Below are 22,899 nucleotides of genomic sequence, written 5' to 3'. Positions count from 1 at the left end.
TACACAGTGAGCCTGCACACTGACTATTTCCAGCCGCAGCTGGGAGGTCATGCAGAGTGAGGGGACAAACAAGGCTTAAGCGTGTGCCTGGTTGTACTGTTCCACGATCTCAGCAGAGATACGGCCGCGCTTGGAGACATCCAAACCCTTCTGCTCTGCCCACGCGCGGATGCGCTTGTTGCGGTTGGAGTTATTCTGCCCGGACTTGCGGGCGGCTGGGCGAGAGTTGCGGCGAGCAACAGCGATGTAAGGCTCGACAGCAGCTTGGAACTTCTGGAGATTCTTTTCGGACAATTCCATGGTGTAGTCAACGCCATTCACGGAAAACTCCACCACATTCACCTCATCATCAGATAGAGGAGAATTATCTAGATCATCAAAGAACTGGGTGACTTCGCGACGTGCCATGAGAAAACCTCATCAAATTATTTTGGAACTGGGAATGTGCTCATGCAGTTTACAGTGGTTCAACAATCCGAGAAATCGCGAACCGTGAATGAACTGCTATGCATACAAAATTCAGTCTACGTGGATAAGTAAAACTCAGGCAAATTTTAAGATACCTTTATGTTCCATTCCCATTAAACTTTTAGAAAAACAAAGGCTCGCACCAACAATTGTCGGTGCGAGCCTTTGGGAAATATACGTTGCTCAGCGAGCGAAACCTAAGCGCTAGCGCGCAGCGTGTGTGCTGCTCATAGGCTGGTTATGGAGCTGAACTCCCTGTCCGCGATACGCGCGCGCAGAGCGGGCATAATGTGCCTGAGACTGGGGATTGAGCTTGCCGTCCGGAGTGACGAAGATCCAATCGGTGTGCACATAATCCGGAGTGAATTGCACCACCGAGTAACCGTGGGAGTCCATATCCAGGTACTTAATGTGGTGATTCAAGTTGGTGAAAGCAAACTCCACGGTCTGGGACAGTGGGTTATCTTCGGGCAGCTTGAGAATGTCATCGATATTGGAGCTGGTGATGGACGGGGTGACAATCTCCACGGCTGCGACTCCCTGGCCGGGGTATGCGCCTGGGTCCACGGGAACATCACAAGCCCACGAGGAGTGGATATCGCCAGTGAGCCACACGGTGTTGTGGATATTGCTGTCCTTGAGCAACGCAATCAGGCGGCGACGCTCAGCCGCAAAGCCATCCCACTGATCCAAGTTGTAGGCAATGCCCTGCTGTGGGAGACCCAAGAGCTGCTTCACAGCTGCACCGGTCTGCTGATCCAGTGGCGGGATGAGAACCGGGGTGATCATCACGGAGTTGCCGATGAGGTTCCACTTCGCGGAGGACGTTTGCAGCTTTCCGGCTAGCCACTGGAACTGCTCTGAACCCAGCATCGTGCGGCTGGGATCATCGGTCTTGCCCATCTGGAGGAAGGACACGGGCTCATTGCGGTAGGTGCGCAGATCCAGCATGTTCAGCTCGGCGAGGTTGCCGAAGCTGAGGTTGCGGTAGATGTGGCCACCCTCGGAGAACTTGGTGGCCCGGATTGGCAGCCACTCCAGGTAGGCCTGGATCGCGTTATCGCGGCGCTGGTTGTAATCGCCCTCTTCGGGTTGGTGATTTTCTGCGCCCTGTGACCACGAGTCATTGGCTACCTCGTGGTCATCCCAGGTGACGATCCAGGGGAAAGCAGCGTGAGCAGCTTGCAGGTCCGGATCGGTGTGGTACTGCGCGTAACGCTCGCGGTAATCGGCGAGGGAGATGATCTCGTTTGCTGGATCGTGCAGACGCACCGATCCGGTCTTGCCCTGGTATTCGCCCCGTGGGTATTCGTAGATGTAATCGCCCACGCACAGGCAGTAATCCACGTCGCGGCGGGTAGCCATGCTGCGGTACGCGTTAAAGTAACCGGCTTCCCAGTTAGCGCAGCTGACCAGGGCGAAGCGCAGCTCGGCAACATCCTGGCCTACGGCTGGGGCAGTGCGGGTGAGACCCACCGGGGAAACCTGGCCCTTGTATGGCCCGTCCTGCACCACGAAGCGGAAGTAGTACTCGGTGTATGGGCTCAGGCCAGCGGCTTCCGGCTTGACGGTCATGTCCGTGGCTGGGGTGGCCTTGATAGTGCCGGATTTCAGGATGTTGGAGAACTTGTCATCCGTGGAGATCTCCCAGCGGACGGTGGTGTCAATGCCCTGGTCCCGGCCGGCGTAATCATTGGGGTGGGAGGTGACGCGGGTCCACAGCAACACGCTGTTGGAGTAGGGATCACCGGAGGCAACTCCGTGCTGGAACACAGGGTGATCCGAGCGAACCTCGTCCGGTCCGGCAGTGGCGAAAGATGAAGTGCTGGCCACGACAGCCACAGCGGTGGCTGCTGCGGCTCCCGTTTGCAGCGCGTGGCGGCGGGAAATTGGCTGAGTCATACTTTGATCTCAACACGGAAGCCCGCAGCGTGCAGCGCAAGTGGGGCTGCAAATAGCCGCAACTAACCGAGAGTGGGGCTAGTTACTCGCAATTAACCGCGCTTGATGCGGATCTGCTTTTCCACCAGATCCAGCTCGCGGGAAGCAGCCTGCAACGCATTGCGGGTCTGATCTGCGTTCATGGTGCGGGTGTTATTCACCGCTGCGGAGAGCTGATCCAAGCGCTCCTTGACATCCTTGGCGAATCCCTTGGGCACGGAGTCGTGGTCAACTTCATCGCGCAAGAGCTCAATGCGAGCCTTCTGCGCTGCACCATCGCCGGTGTGCTTGGCCATTTCCTGCACTGGGATAGCAGAGTGCTGAGCCCGCTTGTTCTCAGTGGACTGCTGCAGCTGGGTGATGCCGCGGTAAAGCAGTGGCATGAGTGCGGGGAGGGCCACGCGCGCCGCACCGACATAACGAGTGACGTTGGAGCTGTTGAAGTTTCCGGCCTTGATCTGCTCCAGGGCAGTCTTCGCCATCTTCTCTTCGTGCTTCCGGCGGTTCTTCAACTCCTTGTTGTCTGCCTTGCGCACCTGCTTGGCAGTCTTGCGGAGGTAATCTTCCTTCCGCTTTTCCAACTTGGAATCGGCCTTTGCTTCAGCCTTAGCGCGTACCTTCGCGGCCTTCAGGGCCACCTTCTTTTCTTGGCGACGCTTACGCAGGTTGCTGAACAGTCCCATGATTCTCCGAGCTTTTCCATAATCGAGTGGCGTTGGTACGCCATTGCTTGTGCATCTTTGCCTTTAACAGTTGTCCACTCTAGTCGGACGCACCTGAATGTGCCGGAAGTTCCCCAGCTCTTACAATGGGAACCCGGAAATGATGCGCAACGATGGATAAGAACCTGCCTACCCCAAACTCGCCACAGTGGCGGCCAGCACCCAGCTCAGATGTTCAGCCGCTGGCGGCCCACTTTGGGGAACCACTTCGCCCAGAGGATTTGGTGGGGTGTCGGCATCGAGGGGTGTTGCGTCGGGAAATAGATTTAAACGTGCCGCACAGACTGCGCACCGCGGAGGATCTGGCACAGGCGGTGGAGCACGCCAGCCATCGGATCACCAGCCGGATGAAAAAGCAGGAAGTGCTGGATCGGCTGCCGGAACAGCCTCGGCGGGGCGATAAGCTGCGGCCCACGCATGTGGAGATCCAGCGCGGGCCAAATGAGGTGGAGGACACCCTCGAGGCGATGGCTGCGGGGACGCGGCTGATTCGGAATGCGGTGTTGGCGGAGGGGCCGTTGTCCGTGAATGTGGACGTGCTGGTGCGTCGGGATGAGGGGCACGGGGCGGATCCCACGCTGAGTTACGCTCCGGTGCGCATTTCTTCGCACTCGGTGGCCAGGGTGGCGAAGAAGACGCAGAACGCGGATTGCCTGGTGGTGGGCGTGGAGGCTCTGGGGCTTTCTCCCGGGGTGGCCGTTCCGCTGCGACACCGGGCGATGGCCAAGGATTCGCAGGCGCTGGCGATGGCGCATCTGGTGCTGGAGAGTTGGGGGTTTGCTGCCGAAGAGGTGGGTCTGATTGGGCCCACGCCGGGCGGGCGCGAGGAATGCGTGCTGTTTCCCGGTAAACCGCTGCGCGCCGGGCTGCTCACCGCGCTGCAGGAACCTGTGCCCACGAAGCCTTCGCGGGTGCGCGAGTGCACGGTGTGCGAGTTCCACAATCATTGCCGCGCGCAGTTGATAGAGGAACTGGATGTATCCCTGATGCTGCCCGGCGATCGTAACCGGAAGGTGCGCGAGCAGGGCATCAACACCCTGCCAGAACTGGCGAACAGTGGGCAGGGGGAGGTGAGCGCGGTGGCTGCGGCCTGGCTGGATGGGGAAGTGGCGCTGCGCCGGCCTCTCCAGCGGTGGATCACCGACCGCGATCTGTGGGGTGGCCACGAGTTCCGCCTACCCAGCGCCGGCGAGCCGCCGATGCAGGCCGAGCTGGGTGACGTGTGGGACGTGGACGTGGACATGGAGGCGCACCCACAGCGCGGCACATTCCTCTGGGGCACCTTCGATGGCGCCGTGTACGAGGGATTCGGGGATTTCTCCGCCACGGGCGACGAAGGTGCACACGTGGCTGAATTCTGGGACTGGATTGCCCGGCGCACCGCCGCAGCGGAGGCACAGAACAAGCGGCTGCGCGTGTGGGTGTATGCTGCGCAGGGGGAAAACCACTGGTTGCGAACGTATGCGACCCGTTACGGTGGCCGCGCCTATGAACTGGCAGACGGGCGGATTGTCACCATGCCCTCCCGCGCCGAGGTGGATTCCTTCATTGAATCCGACGCCTGGTGCGACCTTTTCCGCGTCGTCAAAAAGGCCCTTGCAGGAACCGGATCCTTGGGGCTCAAGGCGATTTCCCCGCTGGCTGGGTTTGCCTTCAGCCAGGAGGGAGTGGATGGCAAGGCTGCGGTGGACTTGTTTGAGCAGGCGGTGGGGCTTGATCCACGCGGCCGGCTGATCGCGCGCCGTACACTGGAGCGCTATAACGCGGATGACTGCATGGCCACCGCGCATGTCCGGGCGTGGTTGCGCGCCGGGGCACCGGGAATTCGCGGAGTGTGAATGTGGTTGTGGGAAGTGCACGGGAAAAGCACGTTCACTGCACTGAAAAAGCACGGGAAAGGGCTTGAGCAAACATGGCTAACTTTTTTGAAAGAATCGCAGCGCTGAATACTTCCGGGCCGTACAAGGCGGAGCGGGCGACTGCGGAAACTGCGCTGAAGGGTGGCAGGCACCCAGTGCTGGAAAACCCTCAGCCACACGCGGTACTGGGTAGTTCGCTGGGAGGAGCAGCGGACTTTGGTGCTGGAGCCGATGAGCTGATCGTGGGCATGGGCTGCTTCTGGGGAGTGGAGCGCATGTTCTGGGGGATTGACGGAGTGCTGGGCACTTCCTCTGGATACGCAGGTGGTTTCACCAAGAACCCGACGTACCGCGAAGTGTGCACGGGCAGGACTGGGCACGCTGAAGCGGTGCGCATAGTGTTCGATCCCGAGCGCGTGAGCGTGGAGGCCCTGCTGAAGGTGATGTTTGAAAACCACGATCCAACCCAGGGCGACCGCCAAGGCAATGACGTGGGAACACAGTACCGCTCCGCTGTGTTCGCCAGCTCGCCGGAGCAGCTGGAGAAGATTCAGAAAGCTATGCAGAGCTGGGTCAAGAACTTCGAGGAAGTCGGTTTTGGCCCTCTGACCACGGAGGTTTCGCTGATGAGCGAAGCTGGTGATGGGCAGTACTACCTGGCCGAGGATGAGCACCAGCAGTACCTGCACAAGAACCCCGGTGGCTACTGCAACCACGGGCCAAACGGAGTGAGCTGCCCAACTGGCGTGCTGTGATCAGTTGAAGTTCTAACGCTGCTGGTCACCTGAAGCAGTACACACAAAAATCCTCCCCCAACCCACCAAAGTGGGTCGCGGGGAGGATTTACTCGTTAGAGGAGGAAAACCTACTTGGTTGCAGCCTCGTAGCGAGCGGAAACTTCGTCCCAGTTGAAGACGTTCCACACAGCATCTGCGTAGTCAGCCTTCACGTTCTTGTACTGGAGGTAGAAGGCGTGCTCCCACATATCCAGCAGCAGGAGTGGAGCGAGATCGATAGACAGGTTGCCCTGCTGATCGGTCATCTGCTCGATAACCAGGCGCTCGCCGATCTTGTCGTAGCCGAGCACTGCCCAGCCGGATCCCTGCAGACCCAGAGCGGCGGCCTTGAAGTGGGACTTGAAGGCGTCGAAAGAACCGAAATCGCGGTCGATGGCCTCAGCCAGCGCGCCGGTTGGCTGTCCGCCACCGTTAGGGGAAAGGTTCTTCCAGAACAGGGAGTGGTTGGTGTGGCCACCCAAGTTGAAAGCCAAGTCCTTGGACAGGGCGGTAGCTGCTACGCCGATGTAATCGTTCTTGCGAGCATCTTCCAGCTTCTCAAGGGCGGTGTTTGCACCGTTAACGTAGTTCTGGTGGTGCTTGGTGTGGTGGATCTCCATGATCTCAGCGGAGATGTGTGGCTCCAGAGCATCGTAAGCGTAATCAAGCTGTGGCAATTCGTACTTAGCCATGATGAATACTTCCCTTCAGTGTGCTTTTAGTTACATCTTCCAGTGTCCCTACGTTTGCGGAACCTCGCAAGTATTTCTTTCCCAGGAGGGCAGGAATACGCGGAGTGCGACTTGCGCTGAAGGTTGTCTCGGGGCGAACTAGGGTGGGAATTATGAGCCTCACAACGGGAAGTAAAATTGTCCTGATCGGCGCGGGGGATGTGGGCGTGGCTTACGCCTACGCACTGGTCAACCAGGGTTTGTGCGATCACCTGGCCATCATTGATGTTAATGAGCAAAAGACGTGGGGGCACGTGCAGGATCTCAACCACGCGGTGCCGTGGGCTGGGCATTCCATTCGTGTTTCCGTGGGCACTTATGAGGATTGTGCCGACGCCGCGCTTGTCGTTAACTGCGCCGGTGCCGCCCAGAAATCGGGGGAGTCTCGGCTGGACTTGGTGGACCGGAATGTCGAGATTTTTGAAGACATCGTGGGCAAGGTCATGGACGCGGGATTCAACGGGATCTTCTTGGTGGCTACCAATCCAGTAGACATTTTGAGCTACGCCACCTGGAAGTTCTCCGGGCTGCCATCCAGCCAGGTTATTGGCTCGGGAACGATCCTGGATACCGCCCGCTACCGCTATGCATTGGGACGCTATTTGGACTTGGCTCCCACGTCAGTGCACGCCTACGTGATCGGCGAGCATGGGGACACTGAACTGCCCGTGCTTTCCGCGGGAAGCGCCGGCGGTGTGTCGCTGCAGAAGATGCTGCGCGAAAAAGTAGAAGAGTCCTCCCCAAGTGGTGCGGATGAAATCTTCGAGCAAACCCGCGATGCGGCCTATGAGATCATCCAGGCCAAGGGCTCCACGAGCTTCGGCATTGGCATGGGCTTGGCGCGCATCACGCGGGCCATCTTCCACAACCAAGATGTAGTGCTGCCGGTGTCTGCGCTGTTGGACGGCGAATACGGTCAGGAAGACATCTACATCGGCACCCCGGCCGTTATTGATCGGCGTGGCGTGCGGCACGTGGTGGAGCTGGAACTGGACGAAGACGAGTCAGAGAAATTTGCCCACTCCGCAGATGTGCTGCGAGACGTGATGCGTAAGGCTGATCTGACCCGCTGAGGATTGCGCTTTCGGGGCCCTCCTTGGGGGAGAAGAGTTGGAGATTTCGGCTCTTCGGCAAGGGGGTCGAGTGTGGCGTCGGGTAAAAAGACGGTGAACAAACAGCTAACCCCGCCCGGCCACACTGCGAGCGCACGGTGAATGCGACTAAAAATGGACGTATGAAAATTGTGGCGCACCGCGGAGCATCCGGAGAACGACCGGAGCACACCATGGGCGCCTACGAACTCGCAGTAGAACGCGGGGCTGACGGGCTGGAGTGCGACATCCGCCTGACTCGTGATGGTCACCTGGTGTGCTTTCACGACCGCACGATGGAGCGCGTGAGCGTGGAGAAGCTGGGGCGAGGGCAGGGGATCGTCTCCACCATGACACTGGCGGAGATGCGCGAGCTGAACATCGGCACCCCTGAGGAGCCCGCCAAGGTGATCACGCTGGCTGAACTGCTGGAGCTTTTCCAGGACACACGCCAGCTGAACGTGGATGGCGACCGGGAGATGTTCATCGAGACCAAACATCCCAACCGCTACGGTGCTCAGGTGGAGCATCAGTTGGCCGAGGCGCTACGCAATGCGCACCTGGAGAACAGCCCGCATGTGAACCTGATTTCCTTCAGCCCGCAATCGCTGGTGCGTTTCAAGGTGATCAACCCGGAAATCCGCCGGATCCTGCTGCGCCGGGAATACCAGCGGATGATCCACCCGGGCCTGGAGGCCATGAACGTGGTGGATGCGCACGGGCTCTCCATCGCCAAGGCGCGGTTGCGGCCGGATATCGTGGGTCGCCGCGGGTTGCTGACTTACGTGTGGACTGCGGATAAGGAAGAAGAAGTGCGCTGGTCAGCACGCCAAGGCGTGAACTGGCTGGCCACCAACTACCCCGGCCGGGCGGCAATGTGGCGGGACGACGAACACAGCAAACAAGCGGACGGATCTGCGAGGGGCAAGGCGGCTATTAAACGGGCAACCAAGGCCAGCGACACTGCAGCAGCACTGCTTTCGCGGGGCCGATCCCCGGTGAATGAACGGGCAGGTCGGCTGACCGGCTAGAATTCATGCCGTGGCTAAGAAGAACAAGAACCAGGATAATCTGCCCGAGGGCATGAGCCGTCGCCAAGCAAAGCTGGCTGCCCGCGCAGCTGAGCGTGCCAAGCTGGCCAAGGACTCCCGCCCCTACGAGGGTTTCACCGCAGAAGCTGATCTGATTGCTCTGCAGGAATTCGTCCCCTCCGCGCACTTCGCAGCGGATGTAAAGGGCGCGGACCGCAAGGTCACCATCGCGACCGTGCTGCCCGGTGCGGTGTCCGCGCTGGTGCGTGCCGAGGAAGAGGGCGGCGAAGCTTTCGTGGCGCTGCAGACCCAGCGCCGCGGAGATAACCCCAACCGCGACCTCGCATACGCCCTGAACTGGGCGAAGACCGCCAAGCCGGGTGAGAGCCTGGACGTGGGAATCGCCGATGGCACCGAACCCGCCCTCAATGAGCTGCTGGATCCCGCGCTGGTACCGGACATCACCGTGGCGCAGGACTTCAACTGGTGGCTCACCGAAGAGGCACTGGCCAACCCCCAGGTAGCTGCGACCCTGCAGCAGGCCAATGATTCCGTGCTTCCTTCCGAGCGAGTCGACGCCAAAATCTCCGGCGCCGCGTGGTGGATCAACCCCGGCGAGAAGGCCCACATCCGCTGGGTGCGCCCAGAATCCGAGAACGAGATTCTCAATGCCCTGGCCCGCGTTCACGCGGCGGGAGACCTGCACCTCGGAGACGAGTCCAAATTTGCCGGTGTGTTCCGCACGCACGGCGTGTTGGTTCCCGTGTGGGACCTAGATGAGAACCAGGATGCGGCTCACTGGGCCGCTGGCCTGGAGGCTCTGGAAAGCAAGTTGGATGCAGCGCTGAAGAACTCCGAGGCACTGACCGCTGATGAGCAGAAGTCCAAGCAGACCATCATTTCTCGCGAAGTGACGATCCGCTAGCTAGCGCAGCGAGCTGAACAGCTGCTCCGCGCCGGCTTCATCCCACAGCAGGGCGTTGCCGGCGTAGGTATCCACGTATCCGCCCACCGGCACGGTCTTTTGCTCTGGGCCGCGAGACATCGCCATCGCCAGCCCCGCGAGGTTCCACACGTGGTCTCCGTCATTCACGGTGACGGAGGAAGTCAGGGCGTCGAGTGCAGGCAATGAGCGGAACGGGTTGAGCAGCGTGCCCGCAGAGCTCAGCTTGTTGCTGAGTGCAGAGAGGAACTGCCGCTGGCGCTCCACGCGATCCAGATCGCCATTGGCGGAGGCATAGCGCGAGCGCACATAACCCAATGCCGTGGGGCCATTCATCTTCTGGCACCCCGCTTGCAGGTCGATGCCTGCCATCGGATCCACCAGTGGCTCGTTGAGGCACATCTCGATTCCACCCACGCTGTCCACCAGCCCCGCGAAACCGCCGAAGCCAATTTCCGCGTAGCGGTCAATCCTCAAGCCCGTGGCTTCCTCGATGGTCCGCTGCAGCAGCTGCGGCCCGCCCAAGCTAAATGCCTGGTTGATCTTGTTTTCGCCATAACCGGGGATGTTCACCCAGCTATCGCGCGGCAGGCTCATCATCGTGGGTTTACCGCCGAACGTGGGCACATGCACCACCATGATCGTGTCCGTGCGGCCCACTGTGTCATCCAGTTCGCCCGCCATGAGCCGATCTGCATCCTCGGGGGTCATGCCCGCGCGCGAATCGCTACCGACCAGCAGCCAGTTGGTGCCCGCGGTATTGCCCACGCGGCCGTCGTAGCTGGCCAGAGCATCGGTGCGTTGGAGCGACGTGTCAATCCAGATTGCCGTGCCCACCAGCAGCAATATCAGCACCGTGAGGAGTGCGCCGAGGATCTTGAAGAATCCGAAGCGGCGCTTCCTTTTCGGAGGGCGGGGGGCAATGTTCGTTGCTTCTCGGCTGCCTATTTTTCGACGCCGACCTTCCCTATCCGGAGCGGCAACCGGAGCCGAGAGACGGGCACGTTCTGCGCGGCGGGAGGGGATCTCGTATCCGCCCTCTGAGTATCGAGGCTGCTCAGAGTAGGGGCGTTCGGTGTCCCAACGGGATGGCTGCGCCGGGCGAGCCACGGGAGGATCCAGCGGTGGCAAAGACGCGACCCGCGGGGTTTCTGGGACGGGCCGGCCAGCACCGCGGCGATACTCAGGTGGTTTCGGGAGTGGTGGTTCGGATCGCTGGGGTTCGGAGCGTAAAGGTTCTGAGCGCAGTGGTTCGGAACGTGAGGCTCGAGATCGCGGCGGGGTACTGGGAGTGCCGAATTCGCTCGCGCTGCGCTGGCGGGGTTCTGCCGCGTGTCTGCGCTCACTTCTCCGCGTGGACCGGGGGAGCGGCTCCTTGCGTTCCTTGGGTTCGGGAATCGCCGAGCGCTTACGCACTGGACGTCCGAAACGGTCCACGATGGGTTTGCCGTTGCGGTCCAGTGCGAAGTTGTCCGAGCCGGATGGCTCGCCCGAGCGAGAATTCATGAGGGATATCGTAACCGAGCCGGAGAGGGAATTTATAGGCGCCAGCCGCCAGTGCTCCAGCTCTCACGCGCTCAATCAAGGGGAAATCATCATGCTCACCAGTGCAAACGGTCAGAGCCCGGGAGTGCCTCCGAGTGTGGCATATCCCACGAAAGCGACCGTGTCTATCAACCCGTGAGCGATCACCAACGGCCAAATCCGGCCCGTGCGCTTCCAGAACCACAGGTAGAGCAATCCCATGATGATGTTGCCCAGCCCGGCTGAATAACCCTGGTACAAGTGATAACTCCCGCGCAGCACGCTGCTGGCCACGAACACCCAGACCCATGACACGCGTAGCTGTCGCATGCGAGTGGCAAGCCAGGCCACCACCAGGATCTCCTCGGCAAAGCCATTGGCCCAAGAGTTGAGCACCAGCAGGGGAAGCTGGAAGAAATTTTCATCCAGCCCGGATGGGGTGACCTGCTTGGAAAGCCCCAGGTTCACCGCAGTCACGTAGAAGACCAGCCCGGGTATGCCGATGAGCGCGGCCAAGCCCATGCCGTGGAGGATGTCTTTGCAGCGGAAACTCCAGTGGGTGAGGGGTGGGGCGTCGGGCAAAGAGGAATCTCCGGTCACCGGGAGGTGCCGCAACAAGAGGAAGAGCGCCAGGCCGCCCCACGCGAACAGGGCCGCGCTGTGGGTGAGTTGCAAGAGCGGATCGAGCCACGGCAGGACTGACTGTTGCTGATTTAGGGTCACCTCTTGCTGATTGAGGCTCTCGGGGCGGGCGGCCGCTTCGATGAGGCGGAGGAGGGAGCGCAGCCCGGACATGCCGAAGGTGATGGTGAGGACCAGTGCGATCTCCCAGCGCAGGGCCCTCTTGGAATATGAAGTTGAGGTCCACTGCGGGTCGCGCGCGGTGTTAGTGCTCATGGGCTGAAGGGGTTGGCGTCGGTTGAAAAGAAAGGGAATCGAGGTTGCCGGGAGCGGCCAGGGACAAGCCCTCGGGAGGGAGGGCGGCGGCCGCGGTTTGGGCGGCCTGGCCGAGGGCGAGCAGCTCGGAGGGGGAAATACGATCGGATACCGCGCCCAGCAGCAGGGAGATCGGCCAGCGTCCAGGCACTTGCTCAGGGCGGACGAGCGGAACGGTGAGACTGGCCCAACCGGTCATGTTCCACAGCGTGCCCCAAGGGGTCCAGGCGGTCTGTGCCAGGAAATCCAGGCGCGGAGGCAACGCGGAAAACGTGCCAGGAGCTGGGGGAGCGCAGGCCAGGGTGGGGGTGGCGATCACGTCGAAATCAGGCCAGGCCTGCAGCACACGCGGGCCGAGCGCGAGGATCTTCTCTACGGACTGCTCCACCTGAGCGGTGGGAGCCGAAAGGCCCTGCTCTTTGAGCCACTGGGGGAGCGGGGACAGCGGCGCGGGCAGAGGGGCGCAGCGCTTGTGCAGGTATGTGGCGAAATTCTTGAAGAACCCCACCGGGTAGGGCGCGGGGGCTTGGCGCACGCCCTCCACCGCGGGGTTGCCCGTGAGCAAAGCCGTGACAGCTGCGGTGGCCGCCGCGATGGCTGGATCCACCTGGGAGGTGCTGTGGAAGGGAGTGTTGGTGTAGCCGATGCGCAGGGGATTCTTATTGGGGGATGCGCTGGTGCGCTGGGCGAGGTCTGAAATGGGCAGGTCATAGGCCCGCGCGGTGGTCTCCAGATCCGCAGCCAGGAAACCATGAGCGGTGGAGGTGAAGCCGCCATAAGTGGGATCATGCGCGGGCTTGAGCCCAGGCAGACCGCAGCACGCGGCGGGGATGCGGATGGACCCGCCGCCGTCGGTGGCGTGTGCGATATTCACCAGCCCGCGGGAGACGGCCACAGCAGCGCCGCCGGAGGAACCGCCGGGAGTCATGCCCGGATGCACGGGATTGATGGGTGCCAGCTGACCGACGGGCTCGGTGTACGCCATGACACCGAACTCTGAGGTGGAGGATGCACCCACTAGCGTGGCTCCCGTAGAGAGCAGCGCAGTGGTGGCGGAATCATCCTCCACCGCGGTGCGCGCTTGATGCTCGGAGCCGAAAGTGGTGACTTCCCCGCGTACCTGGTGGAGATCCTTCACCAGGATTTCCTCGCCGGAGAGATGCCCTGAGGTGTGCCCGGTGGCGTGGGTAGCCGCGTGTGGGTGTTCGTAGACCCGCGTTATGCCCAGCTGCTGCTGGTGCAGCCCGGTATCCGCCTCGGCTTGGCGCAGGCGGGTGAGGAAGTCAGTGCTGTTCATCGTCATTCACCCTACGGCAGCAACTACAGTGACAACTATGACTCCCGGGAATGATTCACCATCTCCATCCACCCAATCCGCAGTGGCTGCAACGCCTTCGCGAGCAGGTGCCGCCACCCGGGTGGCATTCCTGGGCCCGCGCGGAACATTCACCGAGCAGGCAATGGAGGAAATGATCCGCCAGGGCTATCTGCCAGCCGATACCGAGGGCATCCCCGTGGGTTCACCACGCGCGGCCTTGGATGAAGTACGCGCGGGCAACGCCGATTTCGCCTGCGTGGCCTTGGAAAGCTCCGTGGATGGGCCGATCGCCCAAACCGAAGACGCCCTCATGTTCGGCAAGCCGCTGATCATCGTGCGCGAGGTGTTGGTACCCGTGGAATTCTCCATCCTGGTGCGGCCGGGCACGAAGCCGGAGGATATCTCCACCTTCTCCACGCATCCGGCAGCCGAAGCGCAGGTGCGCCAATGGGTGGCGAAGAATCTGCCGAACGCGGAATTCCTGCCTGCCCGTTCCAACGCGGCCGCGGCCCAAGACGTGGCTGAGGGCCGCGCTGATGCCGCCGCCGCGCCTCCTCGCGCCGGGCAGCTGCAGCACTTGGACACCTTGGCCGCCTCGGTGGCCGATGTGCCCGGGGCGTTCACCCGATTCGTGCTGGTTGCGCCCCCGGGAAACATCCCGCCCAAGACCGGAGATGACCGCACCGGGGTGACCTTCACCCTGGTGAACAAGCCCTCCAGCCTGCTGGACGCACTGAGCGAATTTTCCGTGCGCGGGGTGGATATGTCCCGCATTAGCTCGCGGCCCACCCGCGAAGTACCGGGCACCTATTACTTCCACGTGGGATTGGTGGGGCATATCCAGGACGAGGCAATGGCCGAGGCTCTCGCCGGCCTCTACCGCTGCACTCAGTACCTGCGATTCCTCGGTTCCTGGCCACGCGCGGAGCTGGGCGAGGCGAACGGTGGAGTGAATGGCGAAGGCAACCACCGAAAGCACCCGCCTGCAGGTACCTTCCCGCCCGATTACTCTGAATCCCGGAGCTGGGTTGACAAGCTACAGGAGCAGACGGAGGGCACACATTGAGTTACCTATATCTGGTGAGGCACGGGCAAACCACCTCGAACACCATCCACGCACTGGACACCGCACTGCCCGGCGCTGACCTCACCGAGCTGGGACGTGAGCAAGCCCTGGCCGTGGGCGAGGAACTGGCCCGCCGAACCACCCGCCCCCTGCACGTGATGTCCAGCTTGGCCGCCCGGGCGCAGCAAACGGCAGTGTTGCTCGCCGAGGGTTTCACCACCGCGGGCGGAGAATTGGCGTCCGCCGGCGATGGCTCCGAGTTCGCCTCCCGCTTTGCAGGCCGCGGCCTTTCCCCCATTTCCGACGCCACCTCGACCGACTTCGGCTTCGGACAGACGGACTACATCTCCACCATCGATGACATTGCTGAGATCGCCGCGGGCGATTACGAGATGCGCAACGATGAGGATGCCCACGAGGCATACCACGGTGTGCTCATGGGCTGGTTGCACGGTGAAACCGACGTGCCAGTGGCCGGGGGAAAGACCGGTGAGGAGATCCTGGAGACTTATGTACCGCAGATTATCTCTGTGCTGCGCGCGCTCCCGGCAGATACCGATGTGGCAGTGGTGAGCCACGGCGCAATCATCCGCTTTGTCGCTCGCTTCCTGGGCGGGGTGGACCCGGAATGGGCGTACTCCGGATACCTGGCAAACACGCACTACGTGATGCTGGAAGTGCCCGAGGAGATCGAAAAGATGGCAACCGAACTGAGTGGATCGGATGTCGAAGGGGCATTTGACGTGCTGGAATGGGGAACCACCGGACATCCGGACAAGGCGCGTTAGAAGTACTCTTGCGCGAACCTGCCGGAAGATAATCCGGCAGGAAAATTAGCCCCAGCCGAGTTGGTGGAGGCGGGCGTCGTCGATCCCAAAATGGTGGGCGAGCTCATGAATGACCGTGATGGCCACCTGCTCCACGAGCTCATCGCGGGAATCAACGGAATCACACAGAGCCAGGCGATAGATGGAGATCTTGTCCGGCATCACCGCGCTGTACTCGTGCTCGCGCTCGGTGAGCGCAATGCCTTCGTAGAGCCCCAAAATGTGCGGCCCATCGGGGTTGTAATCCTCGGTGACAATCGCCACGTTATCCACATTGGCCAGCAGCGCATCCGGGATTCTTGCCAGACCTTGATCCACCAAGTCCTCAAATTCCTCTTCGGAAATCTCGATGGACATGGTGTTCCTACTGGCCGGCTGGAGGAGCGGGCTGGGCAGCGCCGGGTGCCGTGTTGCGCAGAGGATTGCGCTCTGGCTGCTTGGCTGGCGGCTGGCCATCGATGGTGAAGCCTTGGCGAGCATCACCCTTGAGCGTGGCGAACCCGCCGCCCTGCTTACCCGAGGTCAGGGCACAGTTCACGGTGCGGGAGCCCGCGGCCCAAGACTGCTGCTGGATGGTGGTCCAGAACGGGGTCAAGGTGGAGTTGTACAGCGCATCATCGCCACCCAGGTAGTTGCGACCCGCGGCGGTGCAGCGCTCGCTGAGCAGCTGATTCTGCTTCTCAATATCCGGCCATTCCTGGGGGAAGTTCTCTCCCAGGTTCACCTTGTCAGTGACCTGCCAGGTGTGGTCCTCGGTGCACGGCACCTCAGATGGTGCATCGCCCTCCACCCGCACGCACACGTTGGCTGGGTAGGCGCGGGATTGATCGGATTCAGCGGCCAGACCCACGGTCTCCGTGGTGCGACCGTGCGCATCCTGAACCATCACGCCGCACAGCATGGTGCGATCGCCCTCTTTCCACGCCGAACCGGGAGGCAGGATGGGGGATATGGAGTAACGACCTTCCGGATCCAGCTTGCCGCCCAGGTAGTTCATGGTGGGACCCACGCACAGTTCCTCGGTGAGTTGCTGCTGACGCTCCAAATTAGGGTGCGCCGCATCCGCAGCAAACTCGCTGGTGGGGTACTGGGAGAGGTCTTCCCGGGTGCTCACCTCAAAGCGGTGCGGTTCCGCACAGCCCACCGTGGCGAAGTCTGAGTTGGAGCCATCCGGATTGGTCTGCCAATTGATGCAGGATCCCGTATTGGCATCGGTGAAAGAAACGATCTCCGGTTCCGGCTGTTCCTTGTTCTTAGCGGGTTCTACGGCCAGAGGGGTGGAGCCTTCCGGAGCCATGGCCCCATAAGCTCCCGCGCCCACACCACCACACAGTGCAGAGACGAGGATGACCGTCGCGGCACGCATGCGCCGTTTCCATGTCTGCTGACTGATGCTCAAGGGAATCACTTCCGGTCGGAACTTTTTCTTGCGGGAATAATTAATGCCGAAGCTTTCATGCTTAAGTGCAGCATTGCGGTTAAAGCATTAAATTGACTACTTCAATTCAACACCGTGTACCGCTACACAACCAACTGCCTAGCAACTGCGTCCAGTGCGACCACTATAGCTAAGCTGTAAAACATGATCGATCTTAAGTTCTTGCGTGACAACCCAGACGTAGTCCGTGCCTCCCAGCGCACCCGCGGAGACGATGAGAGCCTGGTGGATCAACTGCTGCAGGCAGATATTCGCCGTCGTGAGGCAATTGTTGCGGCAGACGAGGCTCGCTCCGAGCAGAAAACCTTCAGCAAGGAGATGGGCCAGCAGATGCGCACCGCCTCCGATGAGGACAAGCTGCGCCTGCGTGAGGAGGGCAAGGCCAAGGCTGATCGAGTCAAGGAGCTGGAAGCCGAACTCACCGCCGCAGAGCAGGCTGTGTTCGACCTGCAGATGCGCCTGCCCAACGTGGTGGAGGAAGGTGCTCCAGCTGGTGGCGAGGATGACTTCGTGGTTCTGGAGCACGTGGGCACTCCCCGCGAGTTCGATTTCGAGCCCAAGGATCACTTGGAACTGGGCGAGTCCCTGGGGCTGATCGATATGAAGCGTGGCACCAAGGTTTCCGGTGCTCGCTTTTATTTCTTGACTGGCGACGGCGCCCTGTTGCAAATGGGCATGCTCCAATTGGCCGCGCAAAAGGCTGTGGCCGCGGGCTTCCAGCTGATGATTCCCCCAGTGCTGGTCCGCCCGGAGATCATGGCGGGCACCGGCTTCCTCGGCGCGCACGCCGATGAGATCTATCACCTGGAACAGGATGATCTGTACCTGGTGGGTACCTCCGAAGTGGCGCTGGCCGGATACCACTCGGAGGAGATCATCGATCTTGGCGATGGCGCGCTGCGCTACGCGGGCTGGTCCTCCTGCTTCCGCCGCGAGGCCGGTTCCTACGGCAAGGACACCCGCGGCATCATCCGCGTGCATCAGTTCGACAAGCTAGAGATGTTTGTCTACTGCAAGCCCGAGGAAGCCAAGGAACAGCATCAAAAGCTGCTGGGCATGGAAAAAGACATGCTGGATGCCATGCAGGTTCCTTACCGGGTTATCGACGTGGCCGGTGGCGACCTGGGCTCTTCTGCAGCCCGGAAGTATGACACCGAGGCGTGGGTGCCCACCCAGAACACCTACCGCGAGCTGACATCCACGTCTAACTGCACCACCTTTCAGGGACGTCGCCTGAAGACCCGCTACCGCGATGAAGCCGGCAAGGCGCAGACCGTGGCCACCCTCAACGGAACCCTGGCCACCACGCGCTGGTTGGTAGCTATTCTGGAGAACAACCAGCAGGCAGATGGCTCCGTAGTGGTTCCAGAAGCGCTGCGTGCTTTTGTGGGTAAAGATATCCTTTACCCTAAAAACTAAGTCCGGAATTTAAGCGCACACTGCGCCGCGATTCTGGCGCATGGCTGAGGCACACAAACAGGGAGCACTGCACCGTGGCTACATTCAATTTTGCCAAAGACTTCACCCCGTCTTCTGGGCACCCAGAGAGCAAAGAGCCGGTTTATGGGCGCACCATCATCCCGCTGGCCAAGCTATGGATGAAGTTCGGCCAGCGCCTCCAGGTATTCGTGAAAAACCCGGAGAACATACCGCGCGAGGGTGGTGCGATGATCGCCGTGAACCACACGGGATACTGGGACTTTGTCTACGGCCCTATCCCCGCGCACTTCAACGGTGGTCGCTTGGTGCGATTCATGGCCAAGAAGGAAATTTGGGATGCGCCAGTGGCTGGCCCATTGATGCGCGCGATGCGCCACATCCCCGTGGACCGGGCAGATGGAGCGGCCTCGGTGCGCGAAGCAGTACAGCGTTTGCAGGATGGAGAGCTGGTGGGAATTTTCCCCGAGGCCACCATTTCTCGTTCCTTCGAGATCAAGGAGCTGCGCCAGGGAGCAGCGGCAATCGCCGAAGAAGCTGGCGTGCCCCTTATCCCCATGGTTATTTGGGGATCTCAGCGGATCTGGACCAAGGGGCACAAGCCCAATTGGTTCCCCAAGGATGCCAACCTGGTGATGGTGGTGGGCCAGCCGGTGGAAGTGACCAGCGATAGCATCGCCACCACCGAGCGTCTGCACGCAGCCATGCAGGAGCTGCTGGAAGATGCGCGCGAAGAGTACGTGGATCGCTTTGGCCCCATGCCCAAGGGCGAATACTGGGTACCGGCCACCCTCGGTGGCTCTGCGCCCAGCTTGGACGAGGCAACCGTGCAGGATCGCCAAGATCAAGAAGAGCGGAAGCGTCAACGAGAAGAAGCTGCGGCTGCGGGGAGTGGGCGTCGGGAAGAAAAGAAGTCCGGCCCCGCGGGTATCAAGAAGTTGCTCCGGAAACTGCGTAAGTGAAGCCGAGCGCACAATTTACGGAAGCGCCACCGCGGTTTGTGGTGAGCGACTTGGATGGCACGCTGCTGGATCCGCGCGAACGGGTGAGCGGGCTGATGCAGGACGTGGTGCGCACCATGGCAGCACAAGGCACGCAGTTTTCGCTGGCCACGGGTAGGCCAGCGCGCTGGGTGTTGCCGGTGATCGAGCAGCTGCCCGTGCAGCCGTTGTGCGTGTGCGCCAACGGGGCGATCGTCTACGACAGTGCCGCGGATAAGGTGCTGCGCGCCGTGGAGCTAGCCCCGGCCACGCTGCAGAACGTGGTTAATCTGCTGAGCACGGATGTGGAAGGCACCCCGTTGGAGGCGGCGGGATTCGCGGTGGAACGCACCGGGACCAGCGCGTTTGATAGGGCAGCAGAACTGTTCTGCGTGACGGAAAAATACGAACATGCATGGCTCTCCGACGAACACGCGCTGCTCACCCTGGATGAGCTCACCAGCGCGCCCGCCGTGAAGCTCATGGTGCGCAATCACAATGTGAGTTCCCAGGAACTTTTCGAGGCAGTGGCACCTCGGCTGGATCCGGCAGAGGCACACGCCACCTTCAGCTGGGGTGGAGGGTTGGTGGAGATCAGCGCGCCGGGAGTGTCTAAGCGCTCGTCTCTGGAGTGGATCGCAGCGCGCCTGGGGGTCGATGCGGCGGAAACTATCGCGTTCGGGGATATGCCCAATGACCTGGAAATGCTGGACTGGGCGGGAACTGCGGTGGCCATGGGCAACGCGCATGAGCGGGTAAAGAATGCCGCGGATCACGTGACTGCCAGCAACGCCGAAGATGGTGTGGCTAGGGTGCTGGCGCGCTGGTTCGCGGAGTAATCGCGGAGTAGATTGAAGCGCTATGTCCAAGATGGGCGAAGCGGTCACGCGCAAAGTGGAGCAGATCCACAAGCATCATGCCGGCCTGAAGCAGCGCAAGTACGGCTGGTTGGTGCGCCCGCTCACCCTGGTGGCGGGCTGGCTGGTGGTACTGGTGGGGCTGGTCACCATCCCTTTTCCCGGACCAGGCTGGTTCACGGTGTTCGTGGGCGTGGGCATTTTGTCCCTGGAGCTGGAATGGCCAAATACCGTGCTGAGGTGGGGAATCCGGCAATACGACCGCTTCGACGAGTGGTGGCAGCCGCAATCCCGCGGGGTCAAGATCATCGGCGTGCTGCTGATGCTGCTGGTCATCTGGATCGTGTTCGTGCTGATCTTCTGGGCCATGTGGAGCTGGGGAATGCTGGACTGGGCCAAGCCCACGCTGCAGCCGTGGGTGGACAAGCTGACAGAGAAACTGCCCTAAATTGCTCCTAATTCCTTGTAGCCCCTGTGTCATCCTCCGGGGTTGGAATGGGCGGGCGGTAGTCTTTCACCCATGAGCGAAAACGGACAATATGACCTGATCGTGGTGGGCAGCGGATTCTTCGGCCTCACCGTGGCCGAGCAAGCCGCCAGCAAGAAGGGCGCTCGCGTTCTCATCGTTGATCGACGCCCCCACCTCGGCGGCAACGCTTATTCTGAAGCCGAGCCAGAGACGGGCATCGAGGTGCACAAGTACGGCGCCCACCTGTTCCACACCTCAAACAAGCGCGTGTGGGACTACGTGAATCAGTTCACCGATTTCACCGATTACCAGCACCGCGTGTTCGCCATGCACAAGGGCACCGCGTACCAATTCCCCATGGGCTTGGGCCTGATCAACCAGTTCTTCGGCAAGTACTACAGCCCGGATGAAGCCCGCGCTTTGATCAAGGAGCAGACCGATGGTCTGAACCCCGATGAAGCGCAGAACCTGGAGGAAAAGGGAATCTCCCTGATTGGCCGCCCGCTCTATGAGGCGTTTGTCCGCGACTACACCGCGAAGCAGTGGCAAACCGATCCGAAGGAACTGCCGGCGTCGAATATCTCCCGTCTACCCGTGCGCTACACCTTCAACAATCGCTACTTCAACGACACCTACGAAGGCCTGCCAGTGGATGGCTACACCGCGTGGTTGGAAAACATGGCGAAGCACGAGAACATCGAGGTGCGCCTGAACACCGATTGGTTCGAGGTGGCCGAAGAGCTGCGCGCCCAATCCCCGGAGGCACCCGTGGTGTACACCGGACCGCTGGATCGCTACTTCGATTACTCCGAAGGCCGCCTGGGCTGGCGCACGCTGGACTTTGACATGGAAGTGCTGGATACCGGTGATTTCCAGGGCACGCCGGTGATGAACTACAACGACGCCGAATTCCCCTACACGCGCATCCACGAATTCCGTCACTTCCACCCTGAGCGGGAAGACAAGTACCCGGCGGACAAGACGGTCATCATGAAGGAGTTCAGCCGCTTCGCGGAGAACGAGGATGAACCGTACTACCCCATCAACACGCCTGATGATCGCGAGAAGCTGCTGGCCTACCGCGAGTTGGCGGAGCGGGAAACTGCGGAGAACAAGGTGTTCTTCGGTGGACGTTTGGGCACGTACCAGTACCTGGACATGCACATGGCTGTTGGTTCGGCGCTGAGCATGTTCGATAACAAGCTGGAGGAGTTGCTCTAGTTCAGGCTGGCTTTCTGGGCTCACATTTCCGGCTGGCTTTTGGGCTAGTTTTCCGGCCTGTTCCCTTGCAGATCTCCGTGGGGGAGCTGGGTTCAGGCTGGACTCACGCTGGAGTGAGTTTAAGAAAATGCTGAAAAATTGTTTGCGAGGGCATAACATTTCTCACGGTCGGCTCGATTGAGTCCGCAGTGCCTTTCTTGGGTTTCTTTCCAGTTTCCCGGGATGAAGGCTCGGTGTGCGAAGAATGAGTCTTGGCACGCCCTGACGTTTTTACCTGAATCGGAGATCTTTCATGTCCTCACGACGCACCAGCATGGCTGCCCAGCTCACCGCTGCGGTTGTGGCCCTGTTCAGCTTCATGGCAGTAGCCCCGGCAGCGCAGGCTGCCCCAACCAACATCGTGTTGTTCGGTGATTCCCTCCTGGCCAACCCCGTTTTCGCTGTCGCAGAAACCATGCAGGGCCCAGGCAAGGTCTCCGGAAATGCTCCCGGTGAAGGCCGTTGTGCTCGTGGCAACATCCGCATCGGTTCTGAAATGCAGGCTCAGACCGGCATCAAGGTAGAGGACTTCGCGTGCTCCGGTGCTGCAGCTTTCGCTCCTTTGGCTGGCACCAACCGCTTGGCCACCCAGGTGGATCAGGCTCTGGGCCAGGGCAAGCTCACGCCGGGCACCCGCGCGGTGATGCTGCAGATCGGCATGAACGATAACTGGAAGGCGCCGAACCTGTATGACGTGCAGAAGCGCGAGTACGTCAATGAGGTGCGCAACCAGATCAACCGCGTCCGTCAGGCCGCACCAAACGCCAAGGTCACCATGGTGGGCTACCCAGACATCGTGGGCCCAGGCGGCGAGTCTTGCTGGGTGCACTGGAATGGTGTGGATGCACCTCCAATCGCCGTTGGCCCAGTCCGTGCAGCTCTGGATGCCGCGCATGATTGGCAGCGCGCTGCAGCTCAGGCCACCGGCTCTAGCTGGTTGAACCTCGAAGCTCAGACCCTGGGCCACGGCACCTGTGCTCCTCGCGAGCAGCGTTGGATCGTGGGAATCATCGATAACACCTCCAAGCCGTTCAACATCACCACGCACCTGACTCACGAAGGTAACGCTGAAGTTGCGCGCATTCTCTCGCGCAATCTCTAGAGTGTGTTTTCCCAGTTACGGGGCGGGGCACTCTAAACTGGTTCCGAATAATCCTTACGGGGTCTGGCATGTGGATTCCGCGTTTGAACATGAAGGCCAGTGATTGAAGACCGTGACGGAACA

22 protein-coding genes are annotated in these 22,899 nt (G+C 61.1%); 13 read left to right on the top strand and 9 right to left on the bottom strand.

Going from position 1 to position 22,899, the window contains the following annotated elements; translation table 11 throughout:
• Positions 1-75: 75 nt before the first annotated feature.
• The 3 genes from IRY30_RS09755 to IRY30_RS09745 all read right to left on the bottom strand — a co-directional run bounded on the left by IRY30_RS09755 (position 76) and on the right by IRY30_RS09745 (position 3,092).
• Complete coding sequence (locus IRY30_RS09755; protein WP_194557227.1) at positions 76-408, bottom strand: histone-like nucleoid-structuring protein Lsr2; 333 nt, start codon at positions 406-408, stop codon at positions 76-78.
• Between the two features lie 264 nt (positions 409-672).
• On the bottom strand, positions 673-2,370 hold the full coding sequence (locus IRY30_RS09750; protein ID WP_194557226.1) for an alkaline phosphatase D family protein: 1,698 nt from the start codon (positions 2,368-2,370) through the stop codon (positions 673-675).
• 92 nt (positions 2,371-2,462) lie between these two features.
• The gene (locus IRY30_RS09745) at positions 2,463-3,092 is read right to left on the bottom strand and encodes a DUF6474 family protein (protein ID WP_194557225.1); all 630 of its coding nucleotides are present in this window, start codon (positions 3,090-3,092) and stop codon (positions 2,463-2,465) included.
• 311 nt (positions 3,093-3,403) lie between these two features.
• On the opposite strand from IRY30_RS09745, the gene IRY30_RS09740 reads away from it, so the two are divergent.
• Both IRY30_RS09740 and msrA read left to right on the top strand, forming a co-directional pair.
• Positions 3,404-4,969: a ribonuclease H-like domain-containing protein gene (locus IRY30_RS09740; RefSeq protein ID WP_309824166.1), complete on the top strand. Its 1,566-nt coding sequence runs from the start codon at positions 3,404-3,406 to the stop codon at positions 4,967-4,969.
• Between the two features lie 74 nt (positions 4,970-5,043).
• Positions 5,044-5,745 (top strand): peptide-methionine (S)-S-oxide reductase MsrA, encoded by a 702-nt coding sequence (gene msrA / locus IRY30_RS09735; RefSeq protein WP_194557223.1) that lies wholly within the window; start codon positions 5,044-5,046, stop codon positions 5,743-5,745.
• A 110-nt stretch (positions 5,746-5,855) separates the two neighbouring features.
• On the opposite strand, the gene IRY30_RS09730 is transcribed toward msrA, so the two are convergent.
• Positions 5,856-6,458: a superoxide dismutase gene (locus tag IRY30_RS09730; RefSeq protein WP_194557222.1), complete on the bottom strand. Its 603-nt coding sequence runs from the start codon at positions 6,456-6,458 to the stop codon at positions 5,856-5,858.
• Between the two features lie 152 nt (positions 6,459-6,610).
• Between IRY30_RS09730 and IRY30_RS09725 the strand changes: the two genes are divergently transcribed.
• The 3 genes from IRY30_RS09725 (at position 6,611) to IRY30_RS09715 (ending at position 9,544) form a co-directional block, all read left to right on the top strand.
• Positions 6,611-7,570, top strand: a complete 960-nt coding sequence (locus IRY30_RS09725) for an L-lactate dehydrogenase (protein ID WP_194557221.1) — start codon at positions 6,611-6,613, stop codon at positions 7,568-7,570.
• 161 nt (positions 7,571-7,731) lie between these two features.
• Entirely contained in the window at positions 7,732-8,619 is an 888-nt protein-coding gene (locus IRY30_RS09720; RefSeq protein ID WP_194557220.1) for a glycerophosphodiester phosphodiesterase, read from the top strand.
• A gap of 10 nt (positions 8,620-8,629) precedes the next feature.
• Positions 8,630-9,544 carry a DUF5926 family protein gene (locus IRY30_RS09715; protein WP_194557219.1) on the top strand — a complete coding sequence of 305 codons (915 nt, stop codon included), beginning with the start codon at positions 8,630-8,632 and terminating at the stop codon, positions 9,542-9,544.
• Here IRY30_RS09715 and IRY30_RS09710 read toward each other — a convergent pair whose 3' ends face one another.
• From IRY30_RS09710 to IRY30_RS09700, 3 genes are all read right to left on the bottom strand, one after another.
• Positions 9,545-11,068, bottom strand: a complete 1,524-nt coding sequence (locus tag IRY30_RS09710; RefSeq protein ID WP_194557218.1) for an LCP family glycopolymer transferase — start codon at positions 11,066-11,068, stop codon at positions 9,545-9,547.
• Positions 11,069-11,179: 111 nt separating this feature from the next.
• On the bottom strand, positions 11,180-11,983 hold the full coding sequence (locus tag IRY30_RS09705) for a CPBP family intramembrane glutamic endopeptidase (protein WP_194557217.1): 804 nt from the start codon (positions 11,981-11,983) through the stop codon (positions 11,180-11,182).
• Entirely contained in the window at positions 11,973-13,319 is a 1,347-nt protein-coding gene (locus tag IRY30_RS09700; RefSeq protein ID WP_228503376.1) for an amidase family protein, read from the bottom strand. The genes IRY30_RS09705 and IRY30_RS09700 overlap by 11 nt, the downstream gene beginning before the upstream one ends.
• Positions 13,320-13,356: 37 nt before the next feature.
• Between IRY30_RS09700 and pheA the strand changes: the two genes are divergently transcribed.
• On the top strand, positions 13,357-14,406 hold the full coding sequence (gene pheA, locus IRY30_RS09695) for a prephenate dehydratase (RefSeq protein ID WP_194557215.1): 1,050 nt from the start codon (positions 13,357-13,359) through the stop codon (positions 14,404-14,406).
• On the top strand, positions 14,403-15,194 hold the full coding sequence (locus IRY30_RS09690) for a histidine phosphatase family protein (protein ID WP_194557214.1): 792 nt from the start codon (positions 14,403-14,405) through the stop codon (positions 15,192-15,194). The genes pheA and IRY30_RS09690 overlap by 4 nt, the downstream gene beginning before the upstream one ends.
• A gap of 45 nt (positions 15,195-15,239) precedes the next feature.
• Here the strand turns inward: IRY30_RS09690 and IRY30_RS09685 are convergent, their stop codons facing one another.
• Together IRY30_RS09685 and IRY30_RS09680 are read right to left on the bottom strand one after the other, a co-directional pair.
• Entirely contained in the window at positions 15,240-15,590 is a 351-nt protein-coding gene (locus IRY30_RS09685; protein WP_194557213.1) for a metallopeptidase family protein, read from the bottom strand.
• 7 nt (positions 15,591-15,597) lie between these two features.
• Complete coding sequence (locus IRY30_RS09680) at positions 15,598-16,599, bottom strand: septum formation family protein (protein ID WP_194557212.1); 1,002 nt, start codon at positions 16,597-16,599, stop codon at positions 15,598-15,600.
• Positions 16,600-16,815: 216 nt separating this feature from the next.
• On the opposite strand from IRY30_RS09680, the gene serS reads away from it, so the two are divergent.
• The 6 genes from serS to IRY30_RS09650 all read left to right on the top strand — a co-directional run bounded on the left by serS (position 16,816) and on the right by IRY30_RS09650 (position 22,776).
• On the top strand, positions 16,816-18,090 hold the full coding sequence (gene serS / locus IRY30_RS09675; RefSeq protein ID WP_194557211.1) for a serine--tRNA ligase: 1,275 nt from the start codon (positions 16,816-16,818) through the stop codon (positions 18,088-18,090).
• A gap of 74 nt (positions 18,091-18,164) precedes the next feature.
• Positions 18,165-19,070 (top strand): lysophospholipid acyltransferase family protein, encoded by a 906-nt coding sequence (locus tag IRY30_RS09670; RefSeq protein ID WP_309824202.1) that lies wholly within the window; start codon positions 18,165-18,167, stop codon positions 19,068-19,070.
• Positions 19,067-19,927 carry an HAD family hydrolase gene (locus IRY30_RS09665; RefSeq protein WP_309824205.1) on the top strand — a complete coding sequence of 287 codons (861 nt, stop codon included), beginning with the start codon at positions 19,067-19,069 and terminating at the stop codon, positions 19,925-19,927. The genes IRY30_RS09670 and IRY30_RS09665 overlap by 4 nt, the downstream gene beginning before the upstream one ends.
• 22 nt (positions 19,928-19,949) lie before the next feature.
• Positions 19,950-20,393 (top strand): TIGR02611 family protein, encoded by a 444-nt coding sequence (locus IRY30_RS09660; RefSeq protein ID WP_194557210.1) that lies wholly within the window; start codon positions 19,950-19,952, stop codon positions 20,391-20,393.
• 72 nt (positions 20,394-20,465) lie between these two features.
• The gene (glf, locus tag IRY30_RS09655; protein ID WP_194557209.1) at positions 20,466-21,635 is read left to right on the top strand and encodes a UDP-galactopyranose mutase; all 1,170 of its coding nucleotides are present in this window, start codon (positions 20,466-20,468) and stop codon (positions 21,633-21,635) included.
• A 292-nt stretch (positions 21,636-21,927) separates the two neighbouring features.
• Positions 21,928-22,776 (top strand): GDSL-type esterase/lipase family protein, encoded by an 849-nt coding sequence (locus IRY30_RS09650; protein ID WP_194557208.1) that lies wholly within the window; start codon positions 21,928-21,930, stop codon positions 22,774-22,776.
• The last annotated feature ends 123 nt before the right edge of the window (positions 22,777-22,899 follow it).

The organism is Corynebacterium suicordis DSM 45110, assembly GCF_015351405.1.
In the GTDB taxonomy this organism is placed as follows: domain Bacteria; phylum Actinomycetota; class Actinomycetes; order Mycobacteriales; family Mycobacteriaceae; genus Corynebacterium; species Corynebacterium suicordis.
Note: the sequence above shows the minus strand (reverse complement) of the source record. Positions and strands in the feature narration are given on the sequence as shown.